Origin of the sequence: Streptomyces sp. NPDC085946 (assembly GCF_044540485.1) — a bacterium.
In the GTDB taxonomy this organism is placed as follows: domain Bacteria; phylum Actinomycetota; class Actinomycetes; order Streptomycetales; family Streptomycetaceae; genus Streptomyces.
In genome coordinates, this window is sequence record NZ_JBITSF010000021.1 from 21,882 (window position 1) to 47,088 (window position 25,207).

The following is a 25,207-nucleotide window of genomic DNA, read 5'->3' on the forward strand; positions in this document are numbered from 1 at the left end:
CGGTCAGGCGCTGTCGCGGCCCCCGGTCGTGCCGCGCCCCAGTGTGCTCTCCCGCTCGACCAGGCGGTAGTCGGCCCAGACGCGGCGGGGCTCGGCCGGCTCGCCGCCGAGCCGGGCGAGCACCGATTCGACGGCGAGCCGGCCGATGGCCTCCTTGTCCGGAGACACGGAGGTCAGCGTCACCGCGCCGAAACGGCCCTCGACCACGTCGTCGAACCCGACGACCGCGATGTCCTCGGGGACGCGCAGGCCACGCTCGTGCAGGACCCGCATCGCGCCGATGGCCATCGGGTCGTTGTAGGCGAAGATCGCGTCGGGACGCCGCCCGGCGTCGAGGATGCGGGTCATGGCCGCCGCGCCGTCCGCGTGGCCCCAGCCGTCGGTGGCGGCGACGAGTGCGTCGTCGGCCGGGAGCCCGGCGGCGGTGAGTTCCTCACGCCACCCGCGGACGCGCAGCTGCGCGGGCTCGCTGCGGCCGCGCCGGGCTCCGATGAACGCCACGTGCCGGCGTCCGAGGCCGATCAGGTGCCGGACCGCGCCCTGGGCCGCCGCCACGTTGTCTATGGCGATGTGGTCGTACGGCAGGTCGTAGTCGCGTTCGCCGAGCAGCACCAGCGGTACGTTCTCGGCACGGTCGCGCAGGTCGTCGGCCTCCAGCTCGATCGGGCTCAGGATGAGCCCGTCGATCACCCGGGCCCGGAAGCCCTGGCTGACCAGGATCTCCTGTTCACGGTGCCCGCCGGTGTGATCCAGCAGCACGATGTAGTCGTGGGCGGCGGCGGCGTCGATGACCGCGGCGGCCAGTTCGGCGAAGTACGGGTTGCCGAGTTCGGGCAGCGCGAGCGCGATGATGCCCGTGCGGCCCTTGCGCAGGTGCCGGGCCGCCAGGTTGGGCCGGTAACCGAGGGCGTCGATGGAGCGCTGGACGCGCTCGCGCATGGCCGGGGTGACGTGCTGGTAGTTGTTCACCACATTGGAGACGGTCTTGATGGAGACCCCCGCGTGGGCGGCGACGTCCTTGAGGCTGACCCGCACGGCATTCCCTTCAGAGCGGCCCGACCGGGCGGCCGGTGCGGGCACGGTGTCGTCACCGCGGGCTTGACGCCGAGCCCCGGGCCTCGAACTTTACAGCGTTATATACACATCCGTACCGCACTGACAAGGTGACGGGCGAGCGCCGGCGCCACGGCCGACAGGCTCCGTTCGGCGGGTCGAACCCCAGGTCGGACGGCTCGTGGCCGTCAGAACGAGTGTCGTCCCCCGGCCGGTCGCCGGTCTACGGGCGCGGCCTGCTACGGCCGTCCCGCGGTCGCGAAAGCGGTCGGCGGCGGGCCGCCGCTGTGCCCGAGCCGGGTGAGGGGATCCAGGCACACCGGGAGAGCGGCGGGACGCTCCACACGCATGCAGTGCTCACCAAGCCGCAGGACTGGTTCGCGGCCATCGATCTCACCGATGCCGCCGCGGCCGCCGCACGGATCACGGCCGCCACACGGATCGCGGCCGGATTCGACGGTGGGCACCGGAGCTCACCGCGTTGACCACGACAGGGCACCCCACCGCCCGGTCACCGCGCTCGTCGCTGACGGGCAGGCGCCGTGAGCCGCCGGCAAGCACGTCCGCGGACAACCGGTACGCGCGCGACATCCCCCGGCCGGAGGGCGTCGGCCGTGCGCCGGTGCCGGCTTGAGTCCCATGAAGTCACGGTTGCCGTGCGGGTCTTGTTCACCGCAGGGCAGTCGGGCGGTCGGCAGCCGCGGCGGACCCGGCCGAGTGGCCGCTGCCTTGACCGCCGACTTCCTGAACCGCGGCGCCCGGCTCGCCGACGAGAGCCGTACCGTCCTCGTCCTGCGGCAGCCGGCGCCGTGGCCCTGGGATGACGGGGCAGGCGGGCCGAAATACGATGGTGTGACGCGCAGGACCGCCCTGGAGGTGCGCGATGAGCCACTACACGGGTGCGGACGTCGACGAGCTGCTGACCCTGTCGCGGCCGGAGCTCGACCGGCTGTTCCGCGCCGGTCGTCCCGGGGAGACGCCTCGCGGCGAGGCACGTGGCACCGTGCTGGCGGCCCGCGGCGCGAAGGTGTCCAGGTCGGTGGCCGCGCTCGCGCGGCTCGCATGGCAGGGCAAGGTCTTCGACCCCGACGGCGCCGGACTGCGCAACCGGGTCACGCCCTTCGGCATCCCGGCGATACGCGCGCGGGTCTACCGGGACGAGAGCCTGCTGGACGGCGGCGACTGCATCGTCCTGGACTACTCCCGCACCTCGCTCGTCGCGCACCGGGTACGGGACGAGATCCGCCAGGTCGGCCCCCATCTCTATCTGGGGATCGTCTACTGGAGGAGACGCAGGATCCTCAACTTCTCCCTGTACTCAGCCGGTTCGCACACCTGAGAAGCCCTGACGCACCACGGGCGACGGCCCGTCAGCCGCGCGCCGGGCACGGCGGCCCGCACCGGACCGACCTCACCGGCCCACCGCTGGTCCTCCTCGGCCGGGAGGGGCGGCGGGCCGGTACCCCTCGGCCCCGGCACCGCCCGCGACCCGGCGCGCCGTACCGGGCCGAAGCCACGGCCACGGCCACAGCTACGGCAGGCGGGCCTCGACGGCCTCGCTCATCAGGAGACCGGCGCGGTGACCGGGGACCTGGCCGGCCTCCCGCTCGGCTCGGCCCTCGACCGGGGCGGGGCGCCGACGCGCCTGCCGTCGTCGAGGACGTGGCCGAGCCGCCCGTCCGCCGAGCGGGTGGCCCGGGCGACGGCACGACCCGTGTCGACGGCCGCCGCGGGACGGTCGTCGTACGGGCTTGCGGCCGTCAGCCGGGCGAGCGCACACCGCTCAGGCGCGGTCACCGGTCTGTCCGGGCGGCTCGGTGCCGTCCTCGGCAGCGGCGTCCTCCGTCTGCCCGCCCTGCCCTTCTTCGTGCCGGGGCGGCTGCTTCTGCCCGGGCCGCGCCTGTTCCTCTTCGAGGTGCTTGCGCACGTCCTCCGGCTTGTCCCCTACCTGTTCCATGGCATGGCTCCGATCCCACGGGTGCGGCACCGTCCGTGAACACACCGGCGGTGTCGCCGTACGACCAGCTTGACACGGGCTGCCGACAGGGGCCCTTCGAAGAGCTGCGCGGGCACGATCCGCTCAGTCACCCCCGCCCCGCGCGGGCGGCGTCCGTCAGCACCGGCGGAGACGACGGCTACGGCATGTCCAGATCGGTGTGCAGCACGTGGTGGTCCGAGTACGGGGTCGGACGCACACGGTGTTCGAGCGGGGCGATGCCGCGCAGGAAGACGTAGTCGAACTTGCTCTGCCAGTCCGTGGTCGGCTCGCAGATGCCGGTGCGCGAGGGATGGCACTGGGGGTCCGTGTCCGCGGCCAGGGCCCAGATCCTGCTGAGTTCGGGGGCGTCCGGGACCGCGTTGAAGTCGCCGAGGACGATCGCGCGGTCGTGCCGGGCGACGTCCGCGGCGAGCACGCCCGCCTGGCCCGCCCGGACGGTCTCCTGGCGGCGCTCGGCGAGATGGGTGTTGAAGACGCGGACGGACCGGCCGCCCACCGTGGTGGTGACCGCCATGTACCCGCGGTCCTCGGATCCGCCGTCGGGGTATTCCACGTTGACGGGGTCCGACATCGGTGCGGCCGAGAGCACCGCCTGGCCGAAGGCTCCCGGCCGCCACGGCGCTCCGCCGCAGCGGCCCCACTTGCGAAGGACCGTCCCGTACTCGACGTGGTAGACCAGCCCGTGAAGGTTCGCCAGATGGTCCCGGATCCCCTCGACGTCGCGCACGCACGCTTCCTGCAGGCCGACGACCTGGGGCGCGTACTTGGCGATCTCCGCCGCCCGGTGCACGTTGCTCTCCCCGCAGGGGTTGCAGATGTTCCACGTCATGACCCGGTTCGGGACGACGTCCTCGGCGGCTTCCACGGGCGACGGCCCGGCGAGGAAGGCACCGCCCGGCGCACTGGGACCGACGAGCACCATGCAGGCCGCCACCAACGCACCCGCGAGCAAACGCGCGCCCCTACCGAGCACCATCGCCTCCCCACCGTGGACACCCGTGGTCCCCGACGTCTCCGTACACGAGGTTATGGGACGGAGCCGTCGGCACCGCACGCGGTGTGCCGGATCCCGCGGACCTCGAGGTGGTGTGGACCGCGGACGACGGCCGCGTGCGAGGATGCTGCCGTGCTGCACGAGATCGACGCGGTGGACTGGCACTCCTTACCGGGTCACCCCGACTGGTACGACCCGGACCGTGCCGCCCGTGGTCTGCGTGCCCTGTCCGAGGCGGCGAATCCGGTGCAGGCGGCGGAGGCCGGCTCGCGGCTCGGCGGCGGCGGAATCGTCCACGGCCACAGTGCCGCGGTGTTCCCGGCGGCCGTGGCGGCGACCCCGCTGCTCCTGGACATCGCCCGGCGGGGTCACCCGGCGGCACGGGACACCGCGCTGGGGCTGATCGACGAGGCCTTGTCGTGCTACCCGCACGACGGGTACACGCGGGTGGCGGCCCCCGACGGCACCGCGGTCCCGCTCTGCTGCGCCATCGCCCACCACCTGCGGGACCGCACCGACTTCCTGGCCGGGCTGGGCAAGAGGGGCAGGTCGTTGCTGGCCGAGGCGGCCGCGCACTGGCGCTTCGAGATCCGCGAGTGCGTCGCCGACGGCGGCGACACGGCGGCCTTCGGTCTTCTGGCCGGCTGCCTTCCCGAGGGTGTGCACGCGGCGGAGATGCATCTCGCCGGTGACCTCACCGTCCTGAGCGCGCTCAGCCTCGAGTACCCGCCCGCGGAGGGCTCTCCCGAAGCGTGCCTGCGGGTGTTCGCCCGGCGTCCCGGCGAACTGCCGCCGGGCGCCGTGCTGTTCCCGGCGGAGTGCGGGGATCGCGTGCACTGACCGGCTCCGGCAGCGCGCCTGCTCAGGTGGAGGCCGGCTGCCCCCCTGACCGCCGCCCTCCCCTGTCACGCCTCTCGGCGCCCTCCGCCCGAACGGGGGCGGACCCGGTCGGTCGGAGGCTCACCGCCGCAAGGAGCCGTCGATCGACCGGGCGACCGCGGTGTGGGAGAGGTACTCCTCTATGTTGTGGGCCCGGCCGTGCGGGTTGACGACGGCGAAGTCGGTCAGGCCGTCCGCCCAGTCGTCGCCCAGCGGGCAGCCGATGGCCACCGGGTCGGTCGGGCACCACACCTTGAACCAGTCCGCCACCCGGTCGGGCCGCTTGGGTCCTCCGACGAGCAGCCTGCCGTACACGCTGTCCAGGCCCAGGGGGCTGCCCGCCGTCGTGAGGTGGACGACGTTCACCTCCGGGGACAGCCGGGTGACGAGGTCCAGGGCGACGACGGTGCCGAGGCTGTGACTGACGAGCACCACCTCTCCCGACGCCGGCATCGTCCGCAGCACGCAGTCGAGGACCCTCTCCCGCACGTGCGGGTCGTCGAGGTAGGCGGCGACGTCGCGGAAGACCAGGGCGATGGTCCAGGCGTCGAGGTCGCTGCGCGCGGCCAGCCAGCCCAGCCGGCGCCGCAGGGCGCCGGCCACGTCGTCCGGGCCGAACCGCTCGGCGGCCGCCGGGCCCTCCTGCGGCAGGTACCACTTCGTGGCCGCCTCGGCGACGATCTCCTGGTAGACCGCGCGGGTCGTGGGGGTGGCCGGGGTGACCACGTCCGGCGCCGTGGCGGCGGACGCCTCGACGAGACGGGGGGCGGTCTCCCGCGCGGCGAGGGCCTGCACCAGCTCGTCGCCGTAGAAGGGGAGCCAGACGTCTTCCGGGTCGAGGGGGCGCAGTCCGGCCCGGACCAGCCCTTCGTTGAGTCCGGCCGTCCACTTCCGGCGCATCTCCTGGGGGATCTTGCCCTGCTGGTCGCGGCCGTGCAGGAAGACCAGGTGCCGGTCGCCGCCGAACGCGCCGGTGCGGCCCGGCAGCCCCGCGCGGGACTCCGCCCGCTCGGCGGCCGGCGCCGCCGGCACCACGGACGGCGGGGCGGTGGGTACCGGGGCCGTGACCTGGGCGGTGGGGGTCCCCGTGGCCTCCAGTCCCGTCTCGGGTTCCATCTCCGCCAGCAGCGCCCGTTCGCGGGGGGTGAGGGGCAGGGCGGCTAGGTGCCGCAGGACGGAGCTGATGCGGACGCCCTCGTTGGCCACCCAGTCGATGGCGTCGTCGCCGTCCCCGGGCCGCCACACCTGCCCGTCGCGGCGCAGGACCCGGCCCCGGTCGTCGGTCCTCGGCACGCCGCTGTGGTGGAGGGCGACGACCTCCCACTGGTCGTTGTAGACCGGGGAGCCCGAGTTGCCCGGCTCGGTGTCCGTCCGGTAGTGGAGGAAGTCGTCCAGGCGCACCTGGAGCATGTTGTCGCGTACGGCGATCTCCTTCAGCCGGCCCATCGGGTGGCCGACGACGTTGACGGGCTCGCCGATGACCAGTTTGCCCAGTTGGGCGCTGAGCCGGTTCCAGCCGAACGTCTCCCCCGGCGGGCGTCCGTCGGGGCCGGGCGCGACCCGCACCAGCGCGAAGTCGAGGCGTTCGTCCGCCGTGAAGAAGGCGGCCGGGTCGAGGTCCAGCCGGGTCGGCGCCTGCGGCGTGTTGTCGACGGTGACCTGGGCCTCGAACTCCGCGAAGCCCTGCCGGGCGGCGTCCGCGTCGGGGAGCACGTGGTGGTTGGTCAGCAGCAGGTGCGGCGACACGAGGAAGCCGGTGCCGATGGGCAGTTCGCGGCCGTTCTCGCGCACCGAGATCCGGGCGACCGTCCGTGCCGCCCGGGCGCCGCGCGGCAGGAAGCTCCACGCCTGGAGCTCCTTGGACACGCCGAGGATGCGCTCGTACGCGGCGGGTGCGCTCAGCGGTTCGGCGCGGACGGCCTCCACCGCCATCGCGGCGGGTACCGCCTGCTGGTCGAGCAGCCGCGCGGCACGCGCCGCGAGGGCGTCGCGCGAGTCCGGGAACGCGACCCCGGCGTCCCGCTGCCGCTCGACCTCCCGGCGCTCCTCGCTGGTCGCGCCGTACCGGGCGGCCGCCGCGACGAGCTGGTGTTCCCGCTGCTCTCGGGACCTGTCGGTGACCGCCATCTCAGCTCACCGTCCCCTGGGCGGTGTGCCACGGCACGAAGGCGTTCGTCAGGCCCGTGAGGGCCGGGCGCAGCTCCGGGTGGTGGCGCAGCAGCACCGTGATCATGCTGTTGTCGTCGATCCAGGCCAGGCCGGCTCGGGAGTACACCTCGGGCGTGTAGTACTCGGTGAAGAAGCGGTCGCTGTTCAGCCGGCGCGAGGCCATCAGGACGAAGATACGGAACGCGGTGTCGCTGAACGCGAACCCGGCCGGCAGCTTCTCCGCGTACAGCCCGACCATGAGGTCGACCTTCTCGATGTCGCCGTCGTAGAGCCGCTCGATCTGCTCCGCCCACGCCGGATCGCCGGTCAGGTCGGCGAAGCTCGCCGCGGGCTTCAGCCGCAGCAGCCGGCGGAACTCGTTGTAGCGGGGGACGCCCAGCTCCCGGGAGCGCAGGATGTCGGTGGCGGCGAGGTCCTGCAGGTGGCCGTCCGGGCGCTCGAACTCCTGGAGGAACCGGGGGAAGTTGTGCAGGGTGACCAGTCCGGGGTGGAGCGTGCCGAAGCTGTAGAACAGGTCGGCCGTCCCGGTGGTCTCCAGGACCTTCAGCGCCCCGGGCCCGGAGATGTCGCGCAGCGTGCAGTGCCGCAGGGTCCGGTCGTCGGCCGCGGACCGCAGGTGCCACTCGTCGCGGACCAGCGGGTGCATGCGGTAGACGGCGACGAACTCCTCGGTGAGGGAGTACGGGACGCCGTAGTGGTCGCTCGCGCCGCCGGGGATGCCGCTGAGCACCTCGCTGCGGCTGATCCGGCCGAACAGGTCGTGGACGCGTTCGCCCGCGATGCCCCACCAGTTGGCCCGCAGCGCCGCCACGGTCGTGGGGTGGCTGATCACGGCCGGCGTCCACTCCACCGTGTGGATCTTGGCGAGGAGCGCCGCGTTGACCAGCCGGGCCCGCTGGAACAGCTCCTCGTCGCCCCACGACGGGTACGCGCCGTGCAGGTGGTCGCAGATCGCGTTGTGCTCCCGGGCGAACAGGTTCTGCATCATCGCCAGGCCCAGCCAGAAGCCGGGCACGCGCGAGGGGTCGCGGGAGGGGTCCGAGGGGAACGGGGACTGCCCGTCGTCCCACAGATGGATCCGGCCCAGCTCGCCGGTGCGCATGAGGCGCTGCTCGGTCTCGTTCGAGCCGTAGAGCTGCGAGGCGTCCCACCAGTGGGAGGAGACGTTGACCCGGGTGTCGGGCGTCCCGGCGGGCGCCCGCGGGTCGCGGGTCGGGTCGCTCGGCGTCCGCATGATCCGCATCGGCTGCTCCGGCCAGGGGTCGTCGTCCGCGAGCGGCACTTCCCAGGGGTCCTCCACGGGGCTCGTCCCGTGGCTGAACCAGTCGCGGATCATGAACTGGAGCCAGGCGGTGACCAGCGAGTTGACCGACTCGGCCGCGATCAGCCCGTCGCGGGTGAGCAGGGCGCGGCTGACCTCGCGGGGGCTGGGCCGGGACAGTACGTCCTCGGGACCGGCCGGGGCGATCCGGTCCAGCGGGATGTTGCGGCCGAAGCGGGTGCCGGCCATGCCCATGCGTGGGTCGCCGAGGTCGTTGTGGCTGCCGTCGGCGGTCCGGTTGACCTTGTGGCTCCCGGACGGGGGTGCGGGCTCGGGCGGATTCACCGAGGGCAGGTGGCCGGTGTCGTGGAGGTTCTTCTGCCGGAGCCTGACGCGCAGTCCGAGCAGTGTCAGCAGGCCCGGCAGGACGGGCAGCCGGTCCCAGCCGATGCGCCGGTCGACGTACTCGGCGCCGGCGGTGACGATCCGCCAGGGAAGGGAGGTGCGGTATCCGGCCGTGGCCGGCCGTTCGGCGCGTCGGTGCTGGGTCATCGCGGTACTCCTCGGGTGGCTCCCGGCCGGGTGGCCGGGGCGGTCGGGCCGGCCGGTCCGGGGGCGGGCCGGGCGCCGGGGATCATGTCGTCCGTCTTCTCGCCGGTCATGGGGACTCTTCGCTGGTCATGTGGGCGTCACTGGTCATGTGGGCGCCGATCACGCGGATGCCGGTCACGGGGACGGGGACGGCGGCGAAGAACCCGGGAAGAGGCGGGAACACCGCGGCGCCGGACGATCGGCGGGCGGTTCGCCCCGCGCACCCGGAAGTCGCCGTACGGGCCCCGCGGTTCGTCCCGCGGACGGACTCCGCGGCGCCGCGCACCGCGTCGGGGTCGGGCTCGTCCTCGCCGGCGCCCCCGGTCGCCGGCGGAGCGCGCGGGGCCCTGGCCCCTCCCGGGGCGCGGTGACTCCTGCGGCGACGGCCGGCGCCGCCGGACACTTCCCCGGAAAGTTGAAACCGGAAGGGGGGAGACCCCCTGAAACACCTCAACTTCCATGCTAGGAGCGGTGTCGCCCGCCTGCACGTCGAGGACGGCACCCGCGACGCCGGCCGGCGCGCACCCCTCCCCCGGGCGGCCTAGTCTGGACGAGAGGGGGGTGACTCACTCGGGGTCGACACGAGGAGAACCGCGATGGGAAAGGTCGCCACCCACACCTTCCAGACGTACCGAGCGGTCGCCAGCTTCGAGCGGGCCAGGGAAGTAGCCCGTACGACCTCGCCGTTCACCATCGAGGTGCGCTTCCTCGGCGGGCTGACGAGCAGTCAGCAGGACGCGTTCGCCGCCGCGGCCGACCGCTGGGCCAAGGTCATCGTCGGGGACCTGGACACCGCGCTGGTCGGCGGTGACGTCATCGACGACCTGCTGATCGAGGCCGAGGGGGTGGACATCGACGGCACCGGCGGCGTCCTGGGGATGGCCGGGCCCACCGACTTCCGTGACGCGTCCGCCCAGTTCGGCCGGTTCCTGCCGGCGAAGGGGGTGATGCGGTTCGACTCCGCCGACCTCGCGCGCATGGAGGCGGACGGCACCCTCGTCGACGTCATCACGCACGAGATGGGACACGTCCTGGGCATCGGCACCCAGTGGACGGACTTCGGCCTCCTCAAGGGCGCCGGCAGCCAGAACCCCACCTTCGTCGGCGCGGGCGCGATGGCGGAGTTCGCCGCGCTCCTCGGCGAGGAGGACCCGGTGCCGGTGCCGGTCGCCAACTTCGGCGGTCCGGGCACGCAGGACAGCCACTGGCGCGAGGCGGTCTTCGTCCACGAGCTGATGTCGCCGTTCATCTCCGGCGCGGACAACCCCCTGAGCCGGATGACCGCGGCGAGCCTCGGCGACATGGGCTACCAGGTCGACCTCGCGGGCGCCGAGCCCTACGAGCTCCCGGACCTGCTCCAGGTCGCCAGGGAAGGCGCCCTCGTGCCGCACACCGCGCCCGTGGGCGACGGCATCATGCTCCCGGTCATGCCCACCCGGCTCCCCGCCGCGACCCCGTAGGACCATCGGCCGGCCCGGGCCACGGTGGTCACCGGGTCTCCTCGGTCCGGCTCGCCGTCGGCGGCGTCCCGCACCGCGGGCGGTGGTGAACGCGCGCCCCGGGAGGACCGTGCGCGTCCTTGGTGGGGCGCTCGAGGACCGCCGGCCCCGGCCCGTGCGGCACAGCGGTCAGGTCTGTGCCGCACGGGCGGTCAACGGGCCCTGCCGGTGTCGGTGATGCGGGCGACGGCTTCCAGCGTGAGGGCGCGGTCGTGGGGTTCGGTGGCCAGGGCGCGGTGGAGGGTGAGCCCCTCGATGAGGGCGTCGAGCTGACGGGCCGTGTCCGGGTCGAAGTGCTTCTCCAGGTGGAGGCGGCTGCGGCGCATCCACTCGTGGGTGAGTTCCCGGTAGGCGGGCCGGCGGGCGGCGAGGGTGTACAGCTCCTGGGCCAGCACGAGGTCGCGCCGGCTGCCCTCGGACAGGGCGTGCACCAGGTCGGCCACCGCCTGCCGGGCCTGGCCCGCGTCGGCCGGGGCGCAGAGGTGGGCGTCGAAGACGGCGACGATGTGGTCGGTGAAGCGGCCGAAGGCTTCGCGCAGCAGGTCGTCCATGCCGCTGAAGTGGTAGGTCATCGATCCCAGGGGCACGCCGGCGCGCGCGGCGATCCTGCGGTGGGAGACGCGGGCGATGCCCTCCTCGGCGATGAGGTCGAGGGTGGCGGCGATGATGCGCTCGCGCCGCTGCGGGTCGGTGTGTCCGGTGGCCATGGCGACGAATCTAGAGGCTGCGCACCACTCGGGCGGGGTTGCCGACGGCGACGACGTTCGCGGGGATGTCCTTGGTGACGACGGCTCCGGCACCGATGACGGAGTTGTCGCCGATCGTCACCCCGGGGCACACGATCACTCCGCCGCCGAGCCAGACGTTGTCGCCGATGGTGATCGGCTGCGCGGCTTCCAGCTTGTCGCGGCGGGGCTGGGGTTCCAGCGGGTGGGTGGGGGTGAGGAGCTGGACGTTCGGGCCGATCTGGCAGTCCTCCCCGATGGTGATGGGGGCGACGTCCAGCGCGGTGAGGTTGTAGTTGGCGAAGGTGCGGGCGCCGATGGTGATGTTGCTGCCGTAGTCGACGTACAGCGGCGGCCGCACGTGCGCCTCGTCGCCGAGCGCGCCGAGCAGTTCGGCCAGGACCGGACGGGCGGCGTCGGCGTCCTCGGCGTAGGCGGCCTGGTAGCGCGCGGCCAGGCGTACGGCCTGCTGCTGGCGGCGGGCGATCTCGGGGTCGTCGGCGATGTAGAGATCGCCCGCCGCCATGCGTTCCAGGTTCGTGCGCGGGTCGTCGGCGAAGTAGTCGGTCGGCATGAGGACGAGCGTACACCTCAGAGCGTACGAACGTACGCTCCGAGAGGGCGGCGGCCTGGCTCAGGACCGTGATCTCGGGGCCGGTGTCACTCCTCGCGTGTCCGCGTCCCGGGCGACCGGGCGTCCCGGTCGTCGACGAAGCGGTCCGCTTCCGTCCCGGTGAGCGGGTCCGGCGCGCCGAGCCGCGCGGCGGCCGCGACGATCCACGCGTGTTCCGTGCGCAGGAGGCGGATGCGGTACGAGGCGATCACCCGCGCCAGGTCGTCCACGGCCAGGTCGGCCTCGTCGTTGTCGACCATGTGGACGACCGATCGCAGCGCCGACACGGGACCCTTCTCTCCGGCCAGCCGCCCGGCGATGCTGTGGGCCGCCGCGCGGATCAGGGCCTCGGGTGCGTCCGGCGCGTTCGTCCCGTCCGCAGGGGAAGCGGAGCGTTCGGACATCGGCTACTCCCCCGCGCCGGGACACGTGAACCGGGCCGACTCGTGTTCCCGGGCGGAAGGGGCGGTGGCCCCTCCCTGGTGACCGAGTGCTCCCCGGATCCGGCCGAGCCACTCCGCACCCAGCCGGCGCCCCCCGGGGAACTGGTCGTCCCGGTCCCAGCGCCACGCCGTGATCATCGCCAGCACGAGGATCCGGCACTCGCACAGCACGTCGTGGTCGACCCCCGGATAGTGCTCGCCGACCTCCTCGGGCGCATGGGCGAGGTCGAATTCGACGGGTCCACGGCAGCACGTCTCGAGGTCGATGAACAGCAGTCCGTTCCTCGTGCCGAGCACGTTGCCCGGGTGCGGCTCGCCGTGCAGCAGCTGTTCGACGCCGCCGCGCTCGCCGATCACCCGCCGCAGGTTTCGCAGCGTGTCGCCGAGCAGCTCCCGGTCCGCGTCGGCGAGCGCCGGAGTGCGGTCGCGGTCCGCCACGAGTTGTCGAGCCCGCTCGATCCGATCCGTGAAGTGCGGTGCCGGGACGTCGAGCCCGCGCATGCCGGAATGCAGCCGGGCGAGCGCGTCGGCGTACTCGGCCGGTGAGACCTCCTGGGACGCCACGGGCTCGTAGTGGGTCCACAGCGTGATCGCGAAGCCGTCCCGCTCATGGACGCGGGGTGCCACCCGGGGCGCGAGAGCGGCCACGGGGCACCCGGCCCGGGTGAGTCGCTGAGCGAGCTCGACCTCGAACCGCGCGACCTGGTGCGCCGCGGGTGCCACCCGGGCCAGGACGTCACAGGGCAGCAGACGCAGGGTGAGCTTGTTCGAGTCATGGAGAACGATCGCGTCGTCGGCCGCCAGGCCGAGTGACGAGGCGGCCGACCTGGCCGCGGCCAGCGCACGCGAAGCCTCCGACGCCCGCATCGTCGCCGACTCCTCTCCCCTGAGCGCTGCCGTGCCCTCCCGAGCGGCGCAACCCGCGCACCATACCTCCGACCGGCCCGGAGACAGCGGTGTTTTTCCCCGCCCGGGCAGTCTCACCACCGTTGTCCGGCAGCGTGGGAGAACCACGTGACGCGGCTCTTGAGTGCAGAACTCCGACGTCCCGTGGGACGGCATCGGCGCCGGTGAGGACCGGACCTTCGCGAGTCCGTCCAGCCGTCCCCGTCCCCGTCCCTGTCCTTGTCCCGAGAGACTGTTCGCCGGAGCCGGCTCGGGACGGTGCGCCGGGCCGTGTCCCGTGCCGTCGAGGAAGTGCGGGGGCGGGTCCCGGCCGCCCCGCGCCGTGCCGCCTGCCCCGCGCCGGAGTCCCGTTCAGGGCGCGGAGGCCGGGACATCCGCCGCGACGCGCGCGACGGCCTCTGCGACCGCTTCCAGCGCGGCCGTTCGTTCCCGGTCGGTCATGCGGGCCGGTCCGTACGTGATCACCGGGTCGAGGACCTGGAAGCCGACGAACTCCAGCATTCCGCGGTGGATGTGGAACAGGAAGTCCTCCATCGGGCCGAAGGCGCCCCCGGGACGGAACGACTCGCTGGGCCCGCCGGTGGTGAACAGCAGCATCGCGCGCTTCCCGGCGAGCGCCGCGTCACCGAACAGCCCGTGGTCCCCGCCGAACACCCCGCCCATCACGAAGACCCGGTCCACCCACCCCTTGAGGATGGCGGGCAGCGAGAACCACCACAGCGGGAACGACAGCACGAGCAGGTCGGCGGCGAGCAGCCGGTCCAGGTGGGCCCTGACGGCCGCGTCGAGCGTCCCCTCCCTGACCGCGCGCATCTGCTCGGTCTGCGGCTTGAACGGGCCGTCCACCGGCGCGAACTCCTCGCGGGCGAGGACCGGGGCCCACCCTTCGGCGTAGAGGTCGAGGACGTCGACCCGGTACCCGGCCTCCCGCAGGGACCGGGCAGCGGTGGCCATCTGGGCGGTGCCGAACGAGCGGGGCTCGGGGTGAGCATGAACGATCAGCGCCGTGGGCGCGGCAGCGAAGGTCGACATGAACGAGATCATATCGACGTATCGCGATTCGTCAATCAGATGGTGGTGCCGATCGCCTGCGCCAGCCGGGCCAACCGTTCCTCGTCGCGCCGGTAATGGGTCCACTTGCCCACCCGGGTGGGACGTACGAGCCCGGCGCGCTCCAGCGTGCTCATGTAGCTCGAGACCGTCGACTGGGCGAGGCCCGTCTTCGCCTGGATGTGCGTGACGCACACGCCGACCGAGCGGCGGTCCGCGATCGGCTCGTACGCGCCGAAGTGCGCCTCGGGGTCCTTCAGCCACTGCATGATCTGCAGACGGGCGGGGTTGCCCAGCGCCTTGAACATCTCGATCAGATCCCCGGAATCCAATTCCGCCGTCGCGGCCATGCGCCACCCTTCTCGCCAGACACTCCGGCACCCACGCTATCCCGCCTCCGGGCATGGTGCTCCGGCCGTCCGCCGCTCCTCGTCCACCCGGCGGCCCCCGACGGCCGGCTGGTCGCCGTGTGGTCGGTCTCCGGTGTCGTGAAAGCCGCCGAGAAGTCCGGCCCGCAGGCCGCGTGGACCGCTCCGGCCGACCTCAACGGGCAGCCGCCGTCCGGCAGCCGGGACATCGCCACCATGGACCTCGCGATCGCCGGGGACGGCACCGCCCTGCTGGTGCGGCAGTGGCGGGTGAGCAAGGCCGTCGTCGCCCTGGAGAGGGCCCCCGGCGCGGTCGCCTGGACCACGGTCCAGGACTTCCCGGTCCCGGGCGTGGATCTGGCGCGCCCGAAGGTGTTCGCCCACCCGCGGGGCGGCTTCGACGTGTTCTACGACGACCTCGCGCACCTCATGCACACGCGCCGGTCCGCCGGCGCCACGCAGGGGAGCACCCCGCGGTCCGCCGCCGTCCACGGCAGCACGTACGGGATGACGGCACCCGTCCACCTCCCCGACGGCGACCTCTTCGCCGCCGGCAGACCCGGCTGCTCGCCCGGCCCCTGGTACGCGGTGCGCTCCGCGGCCACCGGCGGCCGGCTGCCGTACACACAGCGCTTCTCCCCGCACAAGAAGGTGCGCGCGGTCGACGCGGTCGCCACCTCGGGCGGCACGGTCACGGTGACGTGACGGGAGGGCTACTCCTACGAGGAGTACACGATGGCCGCCGTCTTCAAGGCCGGCACCTGGTCGGCCCCGCGGCGGCCGAGCGCGAAGAGCGCCCGGTTCACCGGGGCGCCCCAGGCGGCCGCCGACGCGCTCGGCCGGCCCGCCGTGCTGCGGGACGAGTACCTGCGGTCCGAGACCGGCAGCACCGTCCTGGACGGCGTCCACCAGGGCACCACCACCGGCCGCGCACTGCCCAGGTGGCGCGACTTCACCGACGACGGCAAGGCCGACCTGCTGACCCGGTCCGCCTCCACCGGGAAGCCGTACCCGTACGCCCACAACGGCACGGGTGGTTTCAAGGCCCGCGCCCTCGCCGGGTCCGGCTTCGGCGGCTACAGGAAGCTGATCGCCGCCGGGGACCTGGGCGGTGACGGCAGGAACGACCTGCTGGCGATCGACGCGTCGAACGAGCTGTGGCGGTCCGACGGGACCGGCACCGGCACCTTCGCGCCCCGGTCGCCGGTCTTCAAGGACTGGGGCACGTCCTACAAGGACGTGGTCGGCGGTCTCGACCTGACCGGGGACGGCCGCCCCGACCTGGTCACGCTCGACGAGGACGGCCGCGCCCGGCTGAACCGGGGCAAGGGCCAGGGCGGCTTCGACGGCCGGTCGCAGACCGGCAGGGCGACGGACTGGTCGGACATCCGCATCTCGTAGGAGCCGCCCGGGCGGCCGGCCGCGGGGCCGGGAGACTCCGGCCCACTCGTCCCGGCCGCCCACCGCACGTCAGGCCCCCGGGGAGGTCATGCGGCGGAGCCGGCGGCGTCGATGAGCGTGGCGGCCGTCGAGACCGCCAGCCCTCGCAGGTCGTCCGCGCCGATACCGGCACGTGTGCTCGCGCCGTCGTAGACCACGGCCAGCTGACGAGCGAGCAGGTCGGGGTCGGCGGCCCCCGCCCGTTCGGCCTCGGCCCGGAAGAAGTCCAGCATCCGCCGCTTGGCCTGCGCGGCCACCACGCTCGCCGCGTGGGAGGGGTCCTTGAGTTCGACCTGGGCGGCCACGTAGGGGCAGCCGAAGTAGTCCGGCGACCGGGCGGCCTCCTCCAGCCGCTCGAAGACGTACAGCATCCGCTCGCGGGGGCCGAGCCCGCAGTCCGGCGGGGGCAGCAGCCGGGCGGCAAGGGCGGGAGCCCTGCGCTCCAGGGCGGCCTCCAGCACGGCGTCCTTGCTGTCGAAGAGCTGGTACATCGAGCGCTTCGAGACCCCTGCCGCCTTGCAGAGCGCGTCGGTGGGGATGCCGACGCCCTCGCGGTAGAACAGCTCCCCCGCGGCGTCGAGCAGCCGCTCGCGCGGCGTCGCCCTGCCGGGCGTTCCGGCCGCTGCCTTCTCCGTGGTCATGCCGACAAGGCTACCGCGCGGACTCGACAGGAGAAACCGATCGGTTTACGGTCGGACCCACGGCAGGAAACCGATCGGTTTCCACGGTGCCGATCCCCAGGAGAAAGGTCCCGCTCATGACTCTCGACGGCTCCGTCGCCCTCGTCACCGGCGGCAACCGCGGCCTCGGCGACAAGTTCGTCCGGGCCCTGCTCGAAGCCGGTGCGAGCAAGGTCTACGCGGCGGCCCGCGACCCCCGGACCGTCACCGCCGAAGGCGCGGTCCCGATCGCGCTGGACCTCACCGACCACGCCTCCGTGCTCGCCGCCGCCGAACAGGCACAGGACGTCACCCTGCTGATCAACAACGCCGGTTCGTCCACCGGCGCCGACATCCTGGACGGCGGCTTCGACGCCTACCGCCTCGAGTTCGACACCCACGTCCTGGGCACGCTCGACGTCACGCGCTCCTTCGCTCCCGTCCTCGCCCGCAACGGCGGTGGAGCCGTCCTCAACGTGCTCTCGGTGCTGTCCTGGGTGTCCTTCCCGGAGGCAGCCGCCTACTGCGCGGCCAAGGCCGCCGAATGGTCGGTCACCAACGCGCTGCGCGTGCAACTGGCCGGCCAGGGCACGCAGGTGACCGCGCTGCACGTCGGCTACATGGACACCGACATGATCGCCTCGCTCGACGTGCCGAAGTCCGACCCCGCCGAGATCGCCCGGATCGCCCTCGAAGGCGTCGAGAAGGGCCTGCCGGAAGTGCTCGCCGACGAGGTCAGCAGGACCGTGCGGGCAGGCCTGTCCGCCGGCGTCGAGGCCCTCTACCCTCAGCTCGCGCGCGGCTGACGGCCCGCTCACGGCCTGCCCGCCCGAAGTGCCTCACCGGCCCCCGTCGTGCCGATCGGCGCGCCGGGCGGCGCGGCGGCGCAGCCACAGCGGGAGGGCGTACCACGACAGCGCGAACCAGAGCATCACCGCGCCGACGAGGAGTTCGGCCAGCAGGCCGGGGACGACGACGTGGAGGATGAGCAGGAGCGTGCAGCCGATGGTCAGCGCCAGCAGCACCATGCCGCACATCATGAGGCGGTGCGCGATCTCGACCGTCTCGTCCTTCATGCGCTGGCCGGACAGGAAGCGGTGGATCGACACCGGCGCTATCAGCGAGCCGGTGGCCAGGGCTCCCAGCACCACGGTGATGACGTAGACGGCGTGGTCGAACGTGCCCAGATCCCGGAACAGCGGCGTGAAGGCGACACTCAGCAGAAACCCGAAGAGGATCTGGACACCCGTCTGCGCGACCCGCGTCTCCTGCATGATCTCGTTCCAGCGGCGGTTGACGCGTTCGTGCGGCGGCTCCGGCGCCTCGTGCTCGGTCGTGGAGGTGGTGCCGCCACAGGAAGCGCACTGTCCCGGTGCTTCTCTCGCAGTAGTTTCCGCGGTCATGGTCGTGATGTCCTCCTCGCTTCTGAGCAGTTCGTTTGCCCGCTCCGGCCGGCTGCATGCCGGCTGCGGGCCCGCGTCCGGCGCCGGCCCGTCAACACCTCCGCGTTCCGCGTGAGTTCGCCCGGGACGAGAGCCCCGGCGCCGGGCCGGATCAGCCTCAGGTCGCATCCGCTTCCCCACCTCAGGCTGACGCCGGGAGCGGCGGCGGACGCCTACTGTCCTGCGGCATGAAGACGTCAAGCATGGTGAGTCTGGTGACCGCCGTGGCCCTGGCCGCTCCCGTCACCGCCTCCGTCGCGCACGCCCGGGACACCACCGGCCGTCAGGTCTCCGTCGCCGCCCCCGCGGAGCGGACGGCGACCGGTGTGCTGTTACCTCGTCCCGGCGGGCACGCGCCGGTCGGCCGCTCCACCCTCCACCTCGTCGACCGTTCCCGACAGGACCTGTGGGTCCCCGAGCGGCCACGCGAACTGATGGTCGACATGTACTACCCCGCCCGCTCCGCCGCGGGCGTTCCCGCCCCGTACATGGATGCGCGCGAGGCGCGGCTGCTGGTGGAGGCCGCCGGAGCGCAGGACGCCGGGGCCGCCGCGAAGCTCGGCGCCACCCGCACCCACAGCGTCGCCGAGGCCGGGCCGAAGCCCGGCCGGCACCCGCTCCTGCTGCTCTCCCCCGGATTCGGAGCCCCCCGCTCCACCCTGACCACCCTCGCCGAAGACCTGGCCGGCCGCGGGTACGTGGTCGCCCTGGTGGACCACGCCCACGAGTCTTCCGGCACCCTCTTCCCGGGGGACCGCATGCTCACCTGTGTGGCGTGCGAGAAGGCGCAGACCTCGGAGGACATGCGCAAGGCCACCGTCAACCGCGCGCAGGACCTGTCGTTCGTCCTGGACCGCCTCACCGGCCGCCGCCCCGCGTGGCGCCACGCCTCCCTCATCGACCGGTCGCGGATCGGCGCGGCCGGCCACTCGCTGGGCGGCGCGGCGGCCGCCTCGCTCATGGCACGGGACAGCCGTGTCCGGGCGGGCGTCAACATGGACGGTGCGTTCGGCGATCCCGTGCCGGAGAAGGGCCTCGGCAAGCGGCCGTTCATGATGCTCGGCACCGACGGCCCGGTCCACGGGCCGGGCGGCGAGGACCCGACCTGGGAGGCCGCGTGGCAGAACCTGGACGGCTGGAAGCGCTGGCTGGCCGTCACCGGGGCGCATCACTTCACCTTCTCCGACCTGCCCGTCCTCTTCGACCAGTTGAACTTGTCCTATCCCGACACACCACCGACGATTCCGGTGGGACGCGCGGTCACGGTGACGCGCGCCTACACCGCGGCCTTCTTCGACCTGCACCTGCGCCACCGGCCCCAGCCGCTGCTGGCCGGTCCGACAGCGGACAACCCGGAGGTCCGCTTCGTCCACTCCGGGCGGTGACGCGTCCGGCCGGCGACCGGCCGCCCGCCTGAGCACGGAGCCGGGGGCGGAGGGCGCCGCGGTGCGCGAGGCGTGACCGCCGTCCCCGGTCCGTGCGGTGAATCGGCTCGTCCGGCGAATCGGTTCCTTCGGCGGGTCGGTTCGTCGAGTGGGTCCGTTCCTCCGGAGGTCGCACCGCCCCGGCCCGCCGTACCCGCGGTCAAGGGCGGAAGGCGTGTTACCCGCCGGCGAGGGGTTTACGTTCCCCGTCCGAGTGACCGCGCCCCCTGGAACTCGGGCGTGCGCCAAGAGTGGTGCGCCATGAACCCACAGGACGTCAGCACCCCAGACCTGAGCACTCCGGCCACCGGGAACGACGCACCGAGCGACCGGCACACCGTGCCGGAGACCGCACCCGCCTCGTGCTCCCCGCCGCCGCCGGACACCGCGAGGCCCCCACGGCGTTCCGTGGTGACGGTCGCCGGTGCCTCGGCGCTCACCGCCGGGCTCGCGGCCGCCTCCGTGTCGCCCGCGGTGGCGTCGAGCCCGGCCGCCGCGCCCTCGGCCGCGCCGGCCGCGGTGCCGCCCGGCATCAGCGACCGGGCGTACACCACGGTCGCCCGCGCCATCACCGTCCACGACGAGCACGACAAGCCCCTCGTCCCCGCCTACCTGAAGGCCGTCGAGGACGGCCTGCCGCCGAGCCGGGGCAGGGCGACGAAGCGGGTCCTGATCGTCGGAGCGGGACCGGCCGGACTGCTCGCGGCGGACCTGCTCAACCGGGCGGGGCACGACGTCGTGGTGATCGAGGCCAACGGCAACCGGGTCGGCGGCCGCATCAAGACGTTCCGCGCGGGCGGCCACGAGAACGGCGCGCAGCCCTTCGCCGACCCCCGGCAGTACGCCGAAGCCGGGGCCATGCGGCTGCCCGACAGCCACCCGCTGCTCATGGCGCTGCTGAAGAAGTTCGACCTGCCCCGCCAGGAGTTCCTCCTGGTGGACGTGGAGGTCGAGAACCCGGCGAAGAAGGCCAACCGGACCTGGATCCACGTCAACGGCATCCACGTGCGCCGGGCCGAGTACGAGAAGAACCCCGCCGAGGTCAACGACACCTTCGGCGTCACGGGCCCCCACCGCACGAAGACCGCCGCCGCCATCCTCGCCGAGGCCCTCGAACCCGTACACCGTCTCATCCGGGGCAAGGAGGGAACGGCCCTCGTCAACGGGTGGGTGGAGGTCCTCAAGCGGTACGGCCACTGGTCCATGTACCGGTACCTCACCGAGGCGGCCGGGCTCGACACCCGGACCGTCGACCTGGTCGGCACCCTCCAGAACCTGACCTCACGGCTGCACCTGTCCTTCCTGCACAGCTTCCTGGCCAGCGCGCTGATCGACCCGAGGACGAAGTTCTGGGAGATCAAGGGGGGCACCGCGAAACTCGTCGACGCGCTGTACGCGCCCGTCAAGGGCAAGGTACGGCTCGACAGGCGTGCCGTGCGCATCGAACGCGACCACGGCAAGGTACGGGTGCACACCGTCTCCGAGGACTGCCAGACGGGCCGCGGGGGTGTCACAGAGGTCTTCGAGGGCGACGAGGCGATCATCACCGTGCCCTTCTCGGGACTGCGCCACGTGGCCTTCGACCCTCCGCTGTCCTACCGCAAGCGCCGGGCTGTCACGGAACTCCACTACGACGCCGCGACCAAGGTGCTGCTGGAGTTCTCCCGGCGGTGGTGGGAGTTCACCGAGGCGCAGTGGAAGCGAGAGCTGGACTCCGTCGAGGACGGGCTCTACGACCGGTACCGGGCGGGCCGGGTCGCCGACGGCCGGTACCTCGGCGCGCACCGGTCGGTGAAGGCCCTCGGAGTCACGGTCCCCGACGCGTACAAGGAGTGCTTCGCCGCCTTCCGGCCCGCCGCACGGCGCGACCCCGAAGCCGCGCACGTACGCGGTGGCGGCTCCGTCAGCGACAACGCCAACCGCTTCATGTACTTCGAGCACGCCCATCCCATGGAAGGCAGCGACGGAGGCGTCATGCTCGCCTCCTACAGCTGGTCCGACGACGCCCTCAAGTGGGACGCGTACGCCGACGAGGAGCGCTACCTGCGCGCGCTCGCCGGAGTCCAGGCCGTCTTCGGCCGCCGGTGCGAGGTCTTCTTCACCACCAAGTGCAAGACGCAGTCCTGGATGCGCGACCACTACGCCTACGGCGAGGCGTCCGTGCTCTTCCCCGGCCAGCACGCCGAGCTGTTCCCCGACATCCCCGCCTCCGAAGGGCCCCTGCACTTCGCGGGAGACCACACCAGCATCAAGCCCGCCTGGATCGAAGGCGCCCTCGAGTCCGCGGTCCGCACCGCGTTGCGGGTCCACACGGGCTGACACGCGCGTGACCCGCGCGACGGGAGCACCCGGTGCCGCTCTCCCCGGCCGCACCGGGTGTTCCCGTCCGCCGCGACCGGCGTCGCGCCACGTGCCGGCGCGCGCCGCGGGCTTCAGACTCCGGTGCGTTTCTCCAGGCGGCTGCCGCGCGGCACGGTGACGGACATGATGTCGCTGGGTCCGTCCAGGGCGATGCGGTGCCACCGCCCGCGCGGCACGACGACTGCCGATCCGGCCGCCAGTTCGATCTCCTCCTCCTTCTCTCCCGGCCGTTCGGGGCGGAAGGCGAGGCGTATCCCGCCGGTGAGGCAGGAGACCACCTCGTCCGCGGCGGTGTGGATCTCCCAGTGGTCGCCGTGCACGTCGGCGTCGGTCTCCACGTGGAAGGTCATCACCTGCCAGCCGTCCCGTTCCGGGTCGAACACCGGCTGTCCGGCGGAGACTCGGCCGTCTCGACGGAGGTGGACGAAGGAGCCGAAGAGATCGATCGGGGCGATGGTCACGCCGGGACTTCCTTTCTGCGGTGGACGTCCGTCCGGTGCGGGATCCCGTCCTGCCGACGGGTCCTCGCGGTCGGCTGCCAGTGTCGCCGCGCGGCCGGGGGCGCGTCTTGGACGAATGTCGCGACGGCGGCGCCGCCTGCGGCGGTGCCTCGTAGCCTGGGAGCCATGCGCACAACCGAGTCGGCGCGTGAGGCCGCGGCGAGGTGGGAGGTCACCACCCGGTCGCGGCCCGGTCGGCTGCCCGGGGTCGCCATGACCGGATTCCGCGATCGGGGCACGGACTTGGTCGACCTTCGGGTGGTCCCGTACCCGGCTGTCACCGTGGTCGTCGATTTCGGCGAGGGACTGCTCGTCGACGAGGACAGTGGCCGGCAGCGGCGCGGCAACGCGGTCCTCGGCCTCGCGCCCGGCCGTGTCCACGTGCGCGGCAGGGACATCGAGTGCCTGCAGATCCGGCTGTCGCCCGTGGTCGCCCACGCGGTGCTGGGCACCTGCCTGGAACCGGGCGGGACGGTGGTGGCTCTCGATGATCTCTGGGGCCGCGACGCCCTGCGGACTCGGGAGCGGCTGCGCGCCGCCGCGTCGTGGGAGGACCGGTTCGCGGTCGCGGAGGCCGCGCTCGCCCGCGGACACGGGGAAGGCCGGGCGGTCGATCCGGAGGTCGGCCATGCCTGGCGGCGGATGGTGATCAGCCGGGGGCGGGTCCGGGTCGAGTCGCTGGCGGCCGAGGTCGGGTGGAGCCGCAAGCGGTTGTGGGCCCGGTTCCGGTCCCAGATCGGCCTCACGCCGAAGCGCGCCGCGCAACTGGTCCGCTTCGACCGCGCGGCCCACCGTCTGGCCGCGGGGCACAGCGCTGTCCTGGTGGCGGCGGAGAGCGGCTACGCCGACCAGTCCCATCTGCACCGGGAGGTCATGGCCTTCGCCGGGGTGACGCCCACGGCCCTCGCGGCCGCGCCGTGGCTCGCGGTCGACGACGTCGCGTGGGCCACCCCGGAAACCCCGTACGGGACCTGAGGCAGCGTCGGCCACCACGGCCGGGGCCGGCGGGCGCGCCTCCTGCCGGCCGGCTGCTCCCGACCGGGTCGCCGGGCGCCCGGCGGCCGCGCGGTCACCTGGAGGTCGCGCCGGTGCGGGTGAAGGTGCCGAGTCCCTCGGTGTCCAGGTACTCGACGGTGAAGGACTTCCGGTCCGGGGCGAAGGTGACCCCGGTGAGCCCGACGGCGTTCTCGCCGGCGGTCCGGAAGCTGAACGTGTCGCCGTCGTAGTGCGTGAGCCGGTACGTCTGCGGCTCCGGCCCCAGACGGAGCGTCAGGGCGCCGTCCTCGGCGACGACCCGGGCCCGCCCGTAGTAGTCGCTCTCGTACGTGCCCGCGTACGTGTCGGCGGCCTTGGCGGGCGCGGCACCGGAAGGCGGGTGGGCGTAGTCGGTCTTCGACCGGCCGGCGTCCTCTTCCTGCCGGTACAGCGCGTCCAGGAGGGGGATCCAGTCGCGGCTGACCTCGCCCGTCTGCGCGATGTCGAAGAAGTCCAGGGCGACGGCGTCGGCGACCCCGACCGGTGCGGTGTTGGTCAGGACGACGATGCCGAGCTGTTCGCCGGGCAGCATGGTGACGTTGGTGTGCGCGCCCTGCTCGAACGCTCCGGTGTGGGAGAGCCTGAGCCGGCCCTGGTCGTCGTAACCCACGTTCCAGCCCAGGCCGTAGAAGCCGGTCCGGCCGGCCGGGGCGGGTGGCGGGTCGGCGACCGACTCGGGCCAGTGGGTGCGTTCCAGGGCCTCGGCGTCGATGATCTGCTTGCCGTCGAGCTTGCCGTCGGCGAGCTGGAGCCGCAGCCAGGTCGCCATGTCCCGGGCGGTGGAGCTGACGCCGCCGGCGGGGGACTGCGCGTCCGGGTCCCGTACGAATTCCGGCCTCCAGGGGCCGTCGCCGTTCCTGACGTGGCCGAAGGCGCGGTTGGCGGCCTTCTCGTAGTCCTCGAAGCGGGAGCTGGTGGAGTCCATGCCGGCCGGCTTGTACAGGGTGTCCGCGGCGAGTTTCTCCCAGGGCACGCCCTTCTCGTCGGCGACGGCCTGGGCGGCGGCCGTCAGGCCGAAGTTGGTGTAGGCGTAGCTCGCGCGGAACGGCGCCAGCGGCTCGTAGCGCAGGTGGGACAGGATGTACTCGCGGTCGTAGCCGAGGTCTTCGAGGAGGTCCCCGGCGTGGTCGGGCAGGCCGCTGCGGTGCGCGAAGAGGTCGGCGACCGTCACGTGGGAGGTGACCCACGGGTCCTTGAGGCGGAAGTCCGGCACGTGGGGGGCGACGGGCTTGGTCCAGCCCTCGACGCCCACGGCTCCGGAGACGACGGTGGAGGCGATCGGCTTCGAGACGGAGGCGAGCTGGAAGACGGTGTCGGCGTCGACGGCGGGTTCCTCGCCGGCCTTGCGGACACCGTAGCCCTTGAGGTGGAGCACCTTGCCGTCGTGGACGACGGCGACGGCCACGCCCGGCGCCCCGGTGCGTTTCATGGCCGCCTGGACCACTGCGTCGAGCCGGTCGACGGCCCGCCGCACGTCCGCGTCGTCGAGCTGGGGCGGCGGCTGCGGCGGGGGCGGCGAAGGCCCCGGTGCGGTGACGCCCAGCAGCGCCGTCAGCCCGGCCACGGCGGTCCATCGCAGAAGGCTCACCTTTCCATTGAAAGGCCGCCGGCGCGGTCTGTCGCGCGGGAGCGGACGGGCCCCCGGGACACCCCCGTCCCGGGCCGCCGCCGATGACGCGGGGTCCCGCCCGCGCCCACCGCGCGGCGGCCCCCGGGGGCCGTCGGCGCCGGCGCCGGAGTGAAGCCCTGCCGCGGGCGAGGAGCCTCACTCCGGACCGGGTTCCCGGTGGCGGTGG

At 73.3% G+C, this 25,207-nt stretch carries 26 protein-coding genes; 10 read left to right on the forward strand and 16 right to left on the reverse strand.

Annotation, left to right across the window (positions count from 1 at the left end; all coding sequences use genetic code 11):
* Positions 1–3 precede the first annotated feature (3 nt).
* Positions 4–1,035 carry a LacI family DNA-binding transcriptional regulator gene (locus ACIF8T_RS31480; RefSeq protein ID WP_400039696.1) on the reverse strand — a complete coding sequence of 344 codons (1,032 nt, stop codon included), beginning with the start codon at positions 1,033–1,035 and terminating at the stop codon, positions 4–6.
* 371 nt (positions 1,036–1,406) lie between these two features.
* Between ACIF8T_RS31480 and ACIF8T_RS31485 the strand changes: the two genes are divergently transcribed.
* Both ACIF8T_RS31485 and ACIF8T_RS31490 read left to right on the forward strand, forming a co-directional pair.
* Positions 1,407–1,538, forward strand: coding sequence for a hypothetical protein (locus tag ACIF8T_RS31485; protein ID WP_400039698.1), 132 nt, complete (start codon positions 1,407–1,409; stop codon positions 1,536–1,538).
* A gap of 398 nt (positions 1,539–1,936) precedes the next feature.
* Positions 1,937–2,392, forward strand: a complete 456-nt coding sequence (locus ACIF8T_RS31490) for a hypothetical protein (protein WP_400039700.1) — start codon at positions 1,937–1,939, stop codon at positions 2,390–2,392.
* 224 nt (positions 2,393–2,616) lie between these two features.
* Here ACIF8T_RS31490 and ACIF8T_RS31495 read toward each other — a convergent pair whose 3' ends face one another.
* The 3 genes from ACIF8T_RS31495 to ACIF8T_RS31505 all read right to left on the reverse strand — a co-directional run bounded on the left by ACIF8T_RS31495 (position 2,617) and on the right by ACIF8T_RS31505 (position 4,028).
* The gene (locus ACIF8T_RS31495) at positions 2,617–2,850 is read right to left on the reverse strand and encodes a hypothetical protein (RefSeq protein WP_400039701.1); all 234 of its coding nucleotides are present in this window, start codon (positions 2,848–2,850) and stop codon (positions 2,617–2,619) included.
* A complete protein-coding gene (locus tag ACIF8T_RS31500; RefSeq protein ID WP_400039703.1) occupies positions 2,837–3,010 on the reverse strand; it encodes a hypothetical protein in 174 nt (57 codons plus the stop codon). Before ACIF8T_RS31500 ends, ACIF8T_RS31495 begins: the two co-directional genes overlap by 14 nt.
* Positions 3,011–3,188: 178 nt before the next feature.
* Positions 3,189–4,028 (reverse strand): endonuclease/exonuclease/phosphatase family protein, encoded by an 840-nt coding sequence (locus ACIF8T_RS31505; protein ID WP_400039705.1) that lies wholly within the window; start codon positions 4,026–4,028, stop codon positions 3,189–3,191.
* A gap of 150 nt (positions 4,029–4,178) precedes the next feature.
* Between ACIF8T_RS31505 and ACIF8T_RS31510 the strand changes: the two genes are divergently transcribed.
* Positions 4,179–4,886, forward strand: coding sequence for a hypothetical protein (locus ACIF8T_RS31510; RefSeq protein ID WP_400039706.1), 708 nt, complete (start codon positions 4,179–4,181; stop codon positions 4,884–4,886).
* Between the two features lie 120 nt (positions 4,887–5,006).
* Here ACIF8T_RS31510 and ACIF8T_RS31515 read toward each other — a convergent pair whose 3' ends face one another.
* Positions 5,007–7,052 carry a trypsin-like serine peptidase gene (locus ACIF8T_RS31515; RefSeq protein WP_400039707.1) on the reverse strand — a complete coding sequence of 682 codons (2,046 nt, stop codon included), beginning with the start codon at positions 7,050–7,052 and terminating at the stop codon, positions 5,007–5,009.
* Position 7,053: 1 nt separating this feature from the next.
* Positions 7,054–8,907, reverse strand: a complete 1,854-nt coding sequence (locus ACIF8T_RS31520; RefSeq protein ID WP_400039709.1) for a peroxidase family protein — start codon at positions 8,905–8,907, stop codon at positions 7,054–7,056.
* Positions 8,908–9,542: 635 nt separating this feature from the next.
* On the opposite strand from ACIF8T_RS31520, the gene ACIF8T_RS31525 reads away from it, so the two are divergent.
* On the forward strand, positions 9,543–10,406 hold the full coding sequence (locus ACIF8T_RS31525) for a leishmanolysin-related zinc metalloendopeptidase (protein ID WP_400039711.1): 864 nt from the start codon (positions 9,543–9,545) through the stop codon (positions 10,404–10,406).
* A gap of 191 nt (positions 10,407–10,597) precedes the next feature.
* Here ACIF8T_RS31525 and ACIF8T_RS31530 read toward each other — a convergent pair whose 3' ends face one another.
* From ACIF8T_RS31530 to ACIF8T_RS31555, 6 genes are all read right to left on the reverse strand, one after another.
* A complete protein-coding gene (locus tag ACIF8T_RS31530) occupies positions 10,598–11,152 on the reverse strand; it encodes a TetR/AcrR family transcriptional regulator (protein WP_400039713.1) in 555 nt (184 codons plus the stop codon).
* A 10-nt stretch (positions 11,153–11,162) separates the two neighbouring features.
* Positions 11,163–11,744 (reverse strand): sugar O-acetyltransferase, encoded by a 582-nt coding sequence (locus ACIF8T_RS31535; RefSeq protein ID WP_400039714.1) that lies wholly within the window; start codon positions 11,742–11,744, stop codon positions 11,163–11,165.
* An 86-nt stretch (positions 11,745–11,830) separates the two neighbouring features.
* Entirely contained in the window at positions 11,831–12,187 is a 357-nt protein-coding gene (locus tag ACIF8T_RS31540; protein ID WP_400039716.1) for a hypothetical protein, read from the reverse strand.
* Positions 12,188–12,190: 3 nt separating this feature from the next.
* Positions 12,191–13,093, reverse strand: a complete 903-nt coding sequence (locus ACIF8T_RS31545) for a phosphotransferase enzyme family protein (RefSeq protein ID WP_400039718.1) — start codon at positions 13,091–13,093, stop codon at positions 12,191–12,193.
* Positions 13,094–13,483: 390 nt separating this feature from the next.
* Positions 13,484–14,164: an NAD(P)H-dependent oxidoreductase gene (locus ACIF8T_RS31550; RefSeq protein WP_400039720.1), complete on the reverse strand. Its 681-nt coding sequence runs from the start codon at positions 14,162–14,164 to the stop codon at positions 13,484–13,486.
* A 35-nt stretch (positions 14,165–14,199) separates the two neighbouring features.
* Positions 14,200–14,532, reverse strand: a complete 333-nt coding sequence (locus ACIF8T_RS31555) for an ArsR/SmtB family transcription factor (RefSeq protein WP_400039721.1) — start codon at positions 14,530–14,532, stop codon at positions 14,200–14,202.
* Between the two features lie 138 nt (positions 14,533–14,670).
* Between ACIF8T_RS31555 and ACIF8T_RS31560 the strand changes: the two genes are divergently transcribed.
* Together ACIF8T_RS31560 and ACIF8T_RS31565 are read left to right on the forward strand one after the other, a co-directional pair.
* Positions 14,671–15,255 (forward strand): hypothetical protein, encoded by a 585-nt coding sequence (locus tag ACIF8T_RS31560; RefSeq protein WP_400039723.1) that lies wholly within the window; start codon positions 14,671–14,673, stop codon positions 15,253–15,255.
* Between the two features lie 30 nt (positions 15,256–15,285).
* Entirely contained in the window at positions 15,286–15,951 is a 666-nt protein-coding gene (locus tag ACIF8T_RS31565) for an FG-GAP repeat domain-containing protein (protein ID WP_400039725.1), read from the forward strand.
* 86 nt (positions 15,952–16,037) lie between these two features.
* Here the strand turns inward: ACIF8T_RS31565 and ACIF8T_RS31570 are convergent, their stop codons facing one another.
* Entirely contained in the window at positions 16,038–16,631 is a 594-nt protein-coding gene (locus ACIF8T_RS31570; protein ID WP_400039726.1) for a TetR/AcrR family transcriptional regulator, read from the reverse strand.
* A 116-nt stretch (positions 16,632–16,747) separates the two neighbouring features.
* Between ACIF8T_RS31570 and ACIF8T_RS31575 the strand changes: the two genes are divergently transcribed.
* Positions 16,748–17,455 carry an SDR family oxidoreductase gene (locus tag ACIF8T_RS31575; RefSeq protein ID WP_400039727.1) on the forward strand — a complete coding sequence of 236 codons (708 nt, stop codon included), beginning with the start codon at positions 16,748–16,750 and terminating at the stop codon, positions 17,453–17,455.
* Positions 17,456–17,488: 33 nt separating this feature from the next.
* Here ACIF8T_RS31575 and ACIF8T_RS31580 read toward each other — a convergent pair whose 3' ends face one another.
* Positions 17,489–18,052: a DUF6328 family protein gene (locus ACIF8T_RS31580; RefSeq protein ID WP_400039729.1), complete on the reverse strand. Its 564-nt coding sequence runs from the start codon at positions 18,050–18,052 to the stop codon at positions 17,489–17,491.
* A gap of 227 nt (positions 18,053–18,279) precedes the next feature.
* On the opposite strand from ACIF8T_RS31580, the gene ACIF8T_RS31585 reads away from it, so the two are divergent.
* Both ACIF8T_RS31585 and ACIF8T_RS31590 read left to right on the forward strand, forming a co-directional pair.
* Complete coding sequence (locus ACIF8T_RS31585; protein ID WP_400039731.1) at positions 18,280–19,476, forward strand: alpha/beta hydrolase family protein; 1,197 nt, start codon at positions 18,280–18,282, stop codon at positions 19,474–19,476.
* 300 nt (positions 19,477–19,776) lie between these two features.
* A complete protein-coding gene (locus ACIF8T_RS31590; protein WP_400039733.1) occupies positions 19,777–21,834 on the forward strand; it encodes a flavin monoamine oxidase family protein in 2,058 nt (685 codons plus the stop codon).
* Positions 21,835–21,947: 113 nt separating this feature from the next.
* Here the strand turns inward: ACIF8T_RS31590 and ACIF8T_RS31595 are convergent, their stop codons facing one another.
* Entirely contained in the window at positions 21,948–22,337 is a 390-nt protein-coding gene (locus ACIF8T_RS31595) for a cupin (RefSeq protein WP_400039735.1), read from the reverse strand.
* Positions 22,338–22,502: 165 nt separating this feature from the next.
* Here ACIF8T_RS31595 and ACIF8T_RS31600 point away from each other — a divergent pair, with 165 nt between their 5' ends.
* Positions 22,503–23,351 carry a helix-turn-helix domain-containing protein gene (locus ACIF8T_RS31600; RefSeq protein WP_400039736.1) on the forward strand — a complete coding sequence of 283 codons (849 nt, stop codon included), beginning with the start codon at positions 22,503–22,505 and terminating at the stop codon, positions 23,349–23,351.
* Between the two features lie 94 nt (positions 23,352–23,445).
* On the opposite strand, the gene ACIF8T_RS31605 is transcribed toward ACIF8T_RS31600, so the two are convergent.
* Positions 23,446–24,999: a serine hydrolase gene (locus tag ACIF8T_RS31605; protein WP_400039738.1), complete on the reverse strand. Its 1,554-nt coding sequence runs from the start codon at positions 24,997–24,999 to the stop codon at positions 23,446–23,448.
* Between the last annotated feature and the right edge of the window lie 208 nt (positions 25,000–25,207).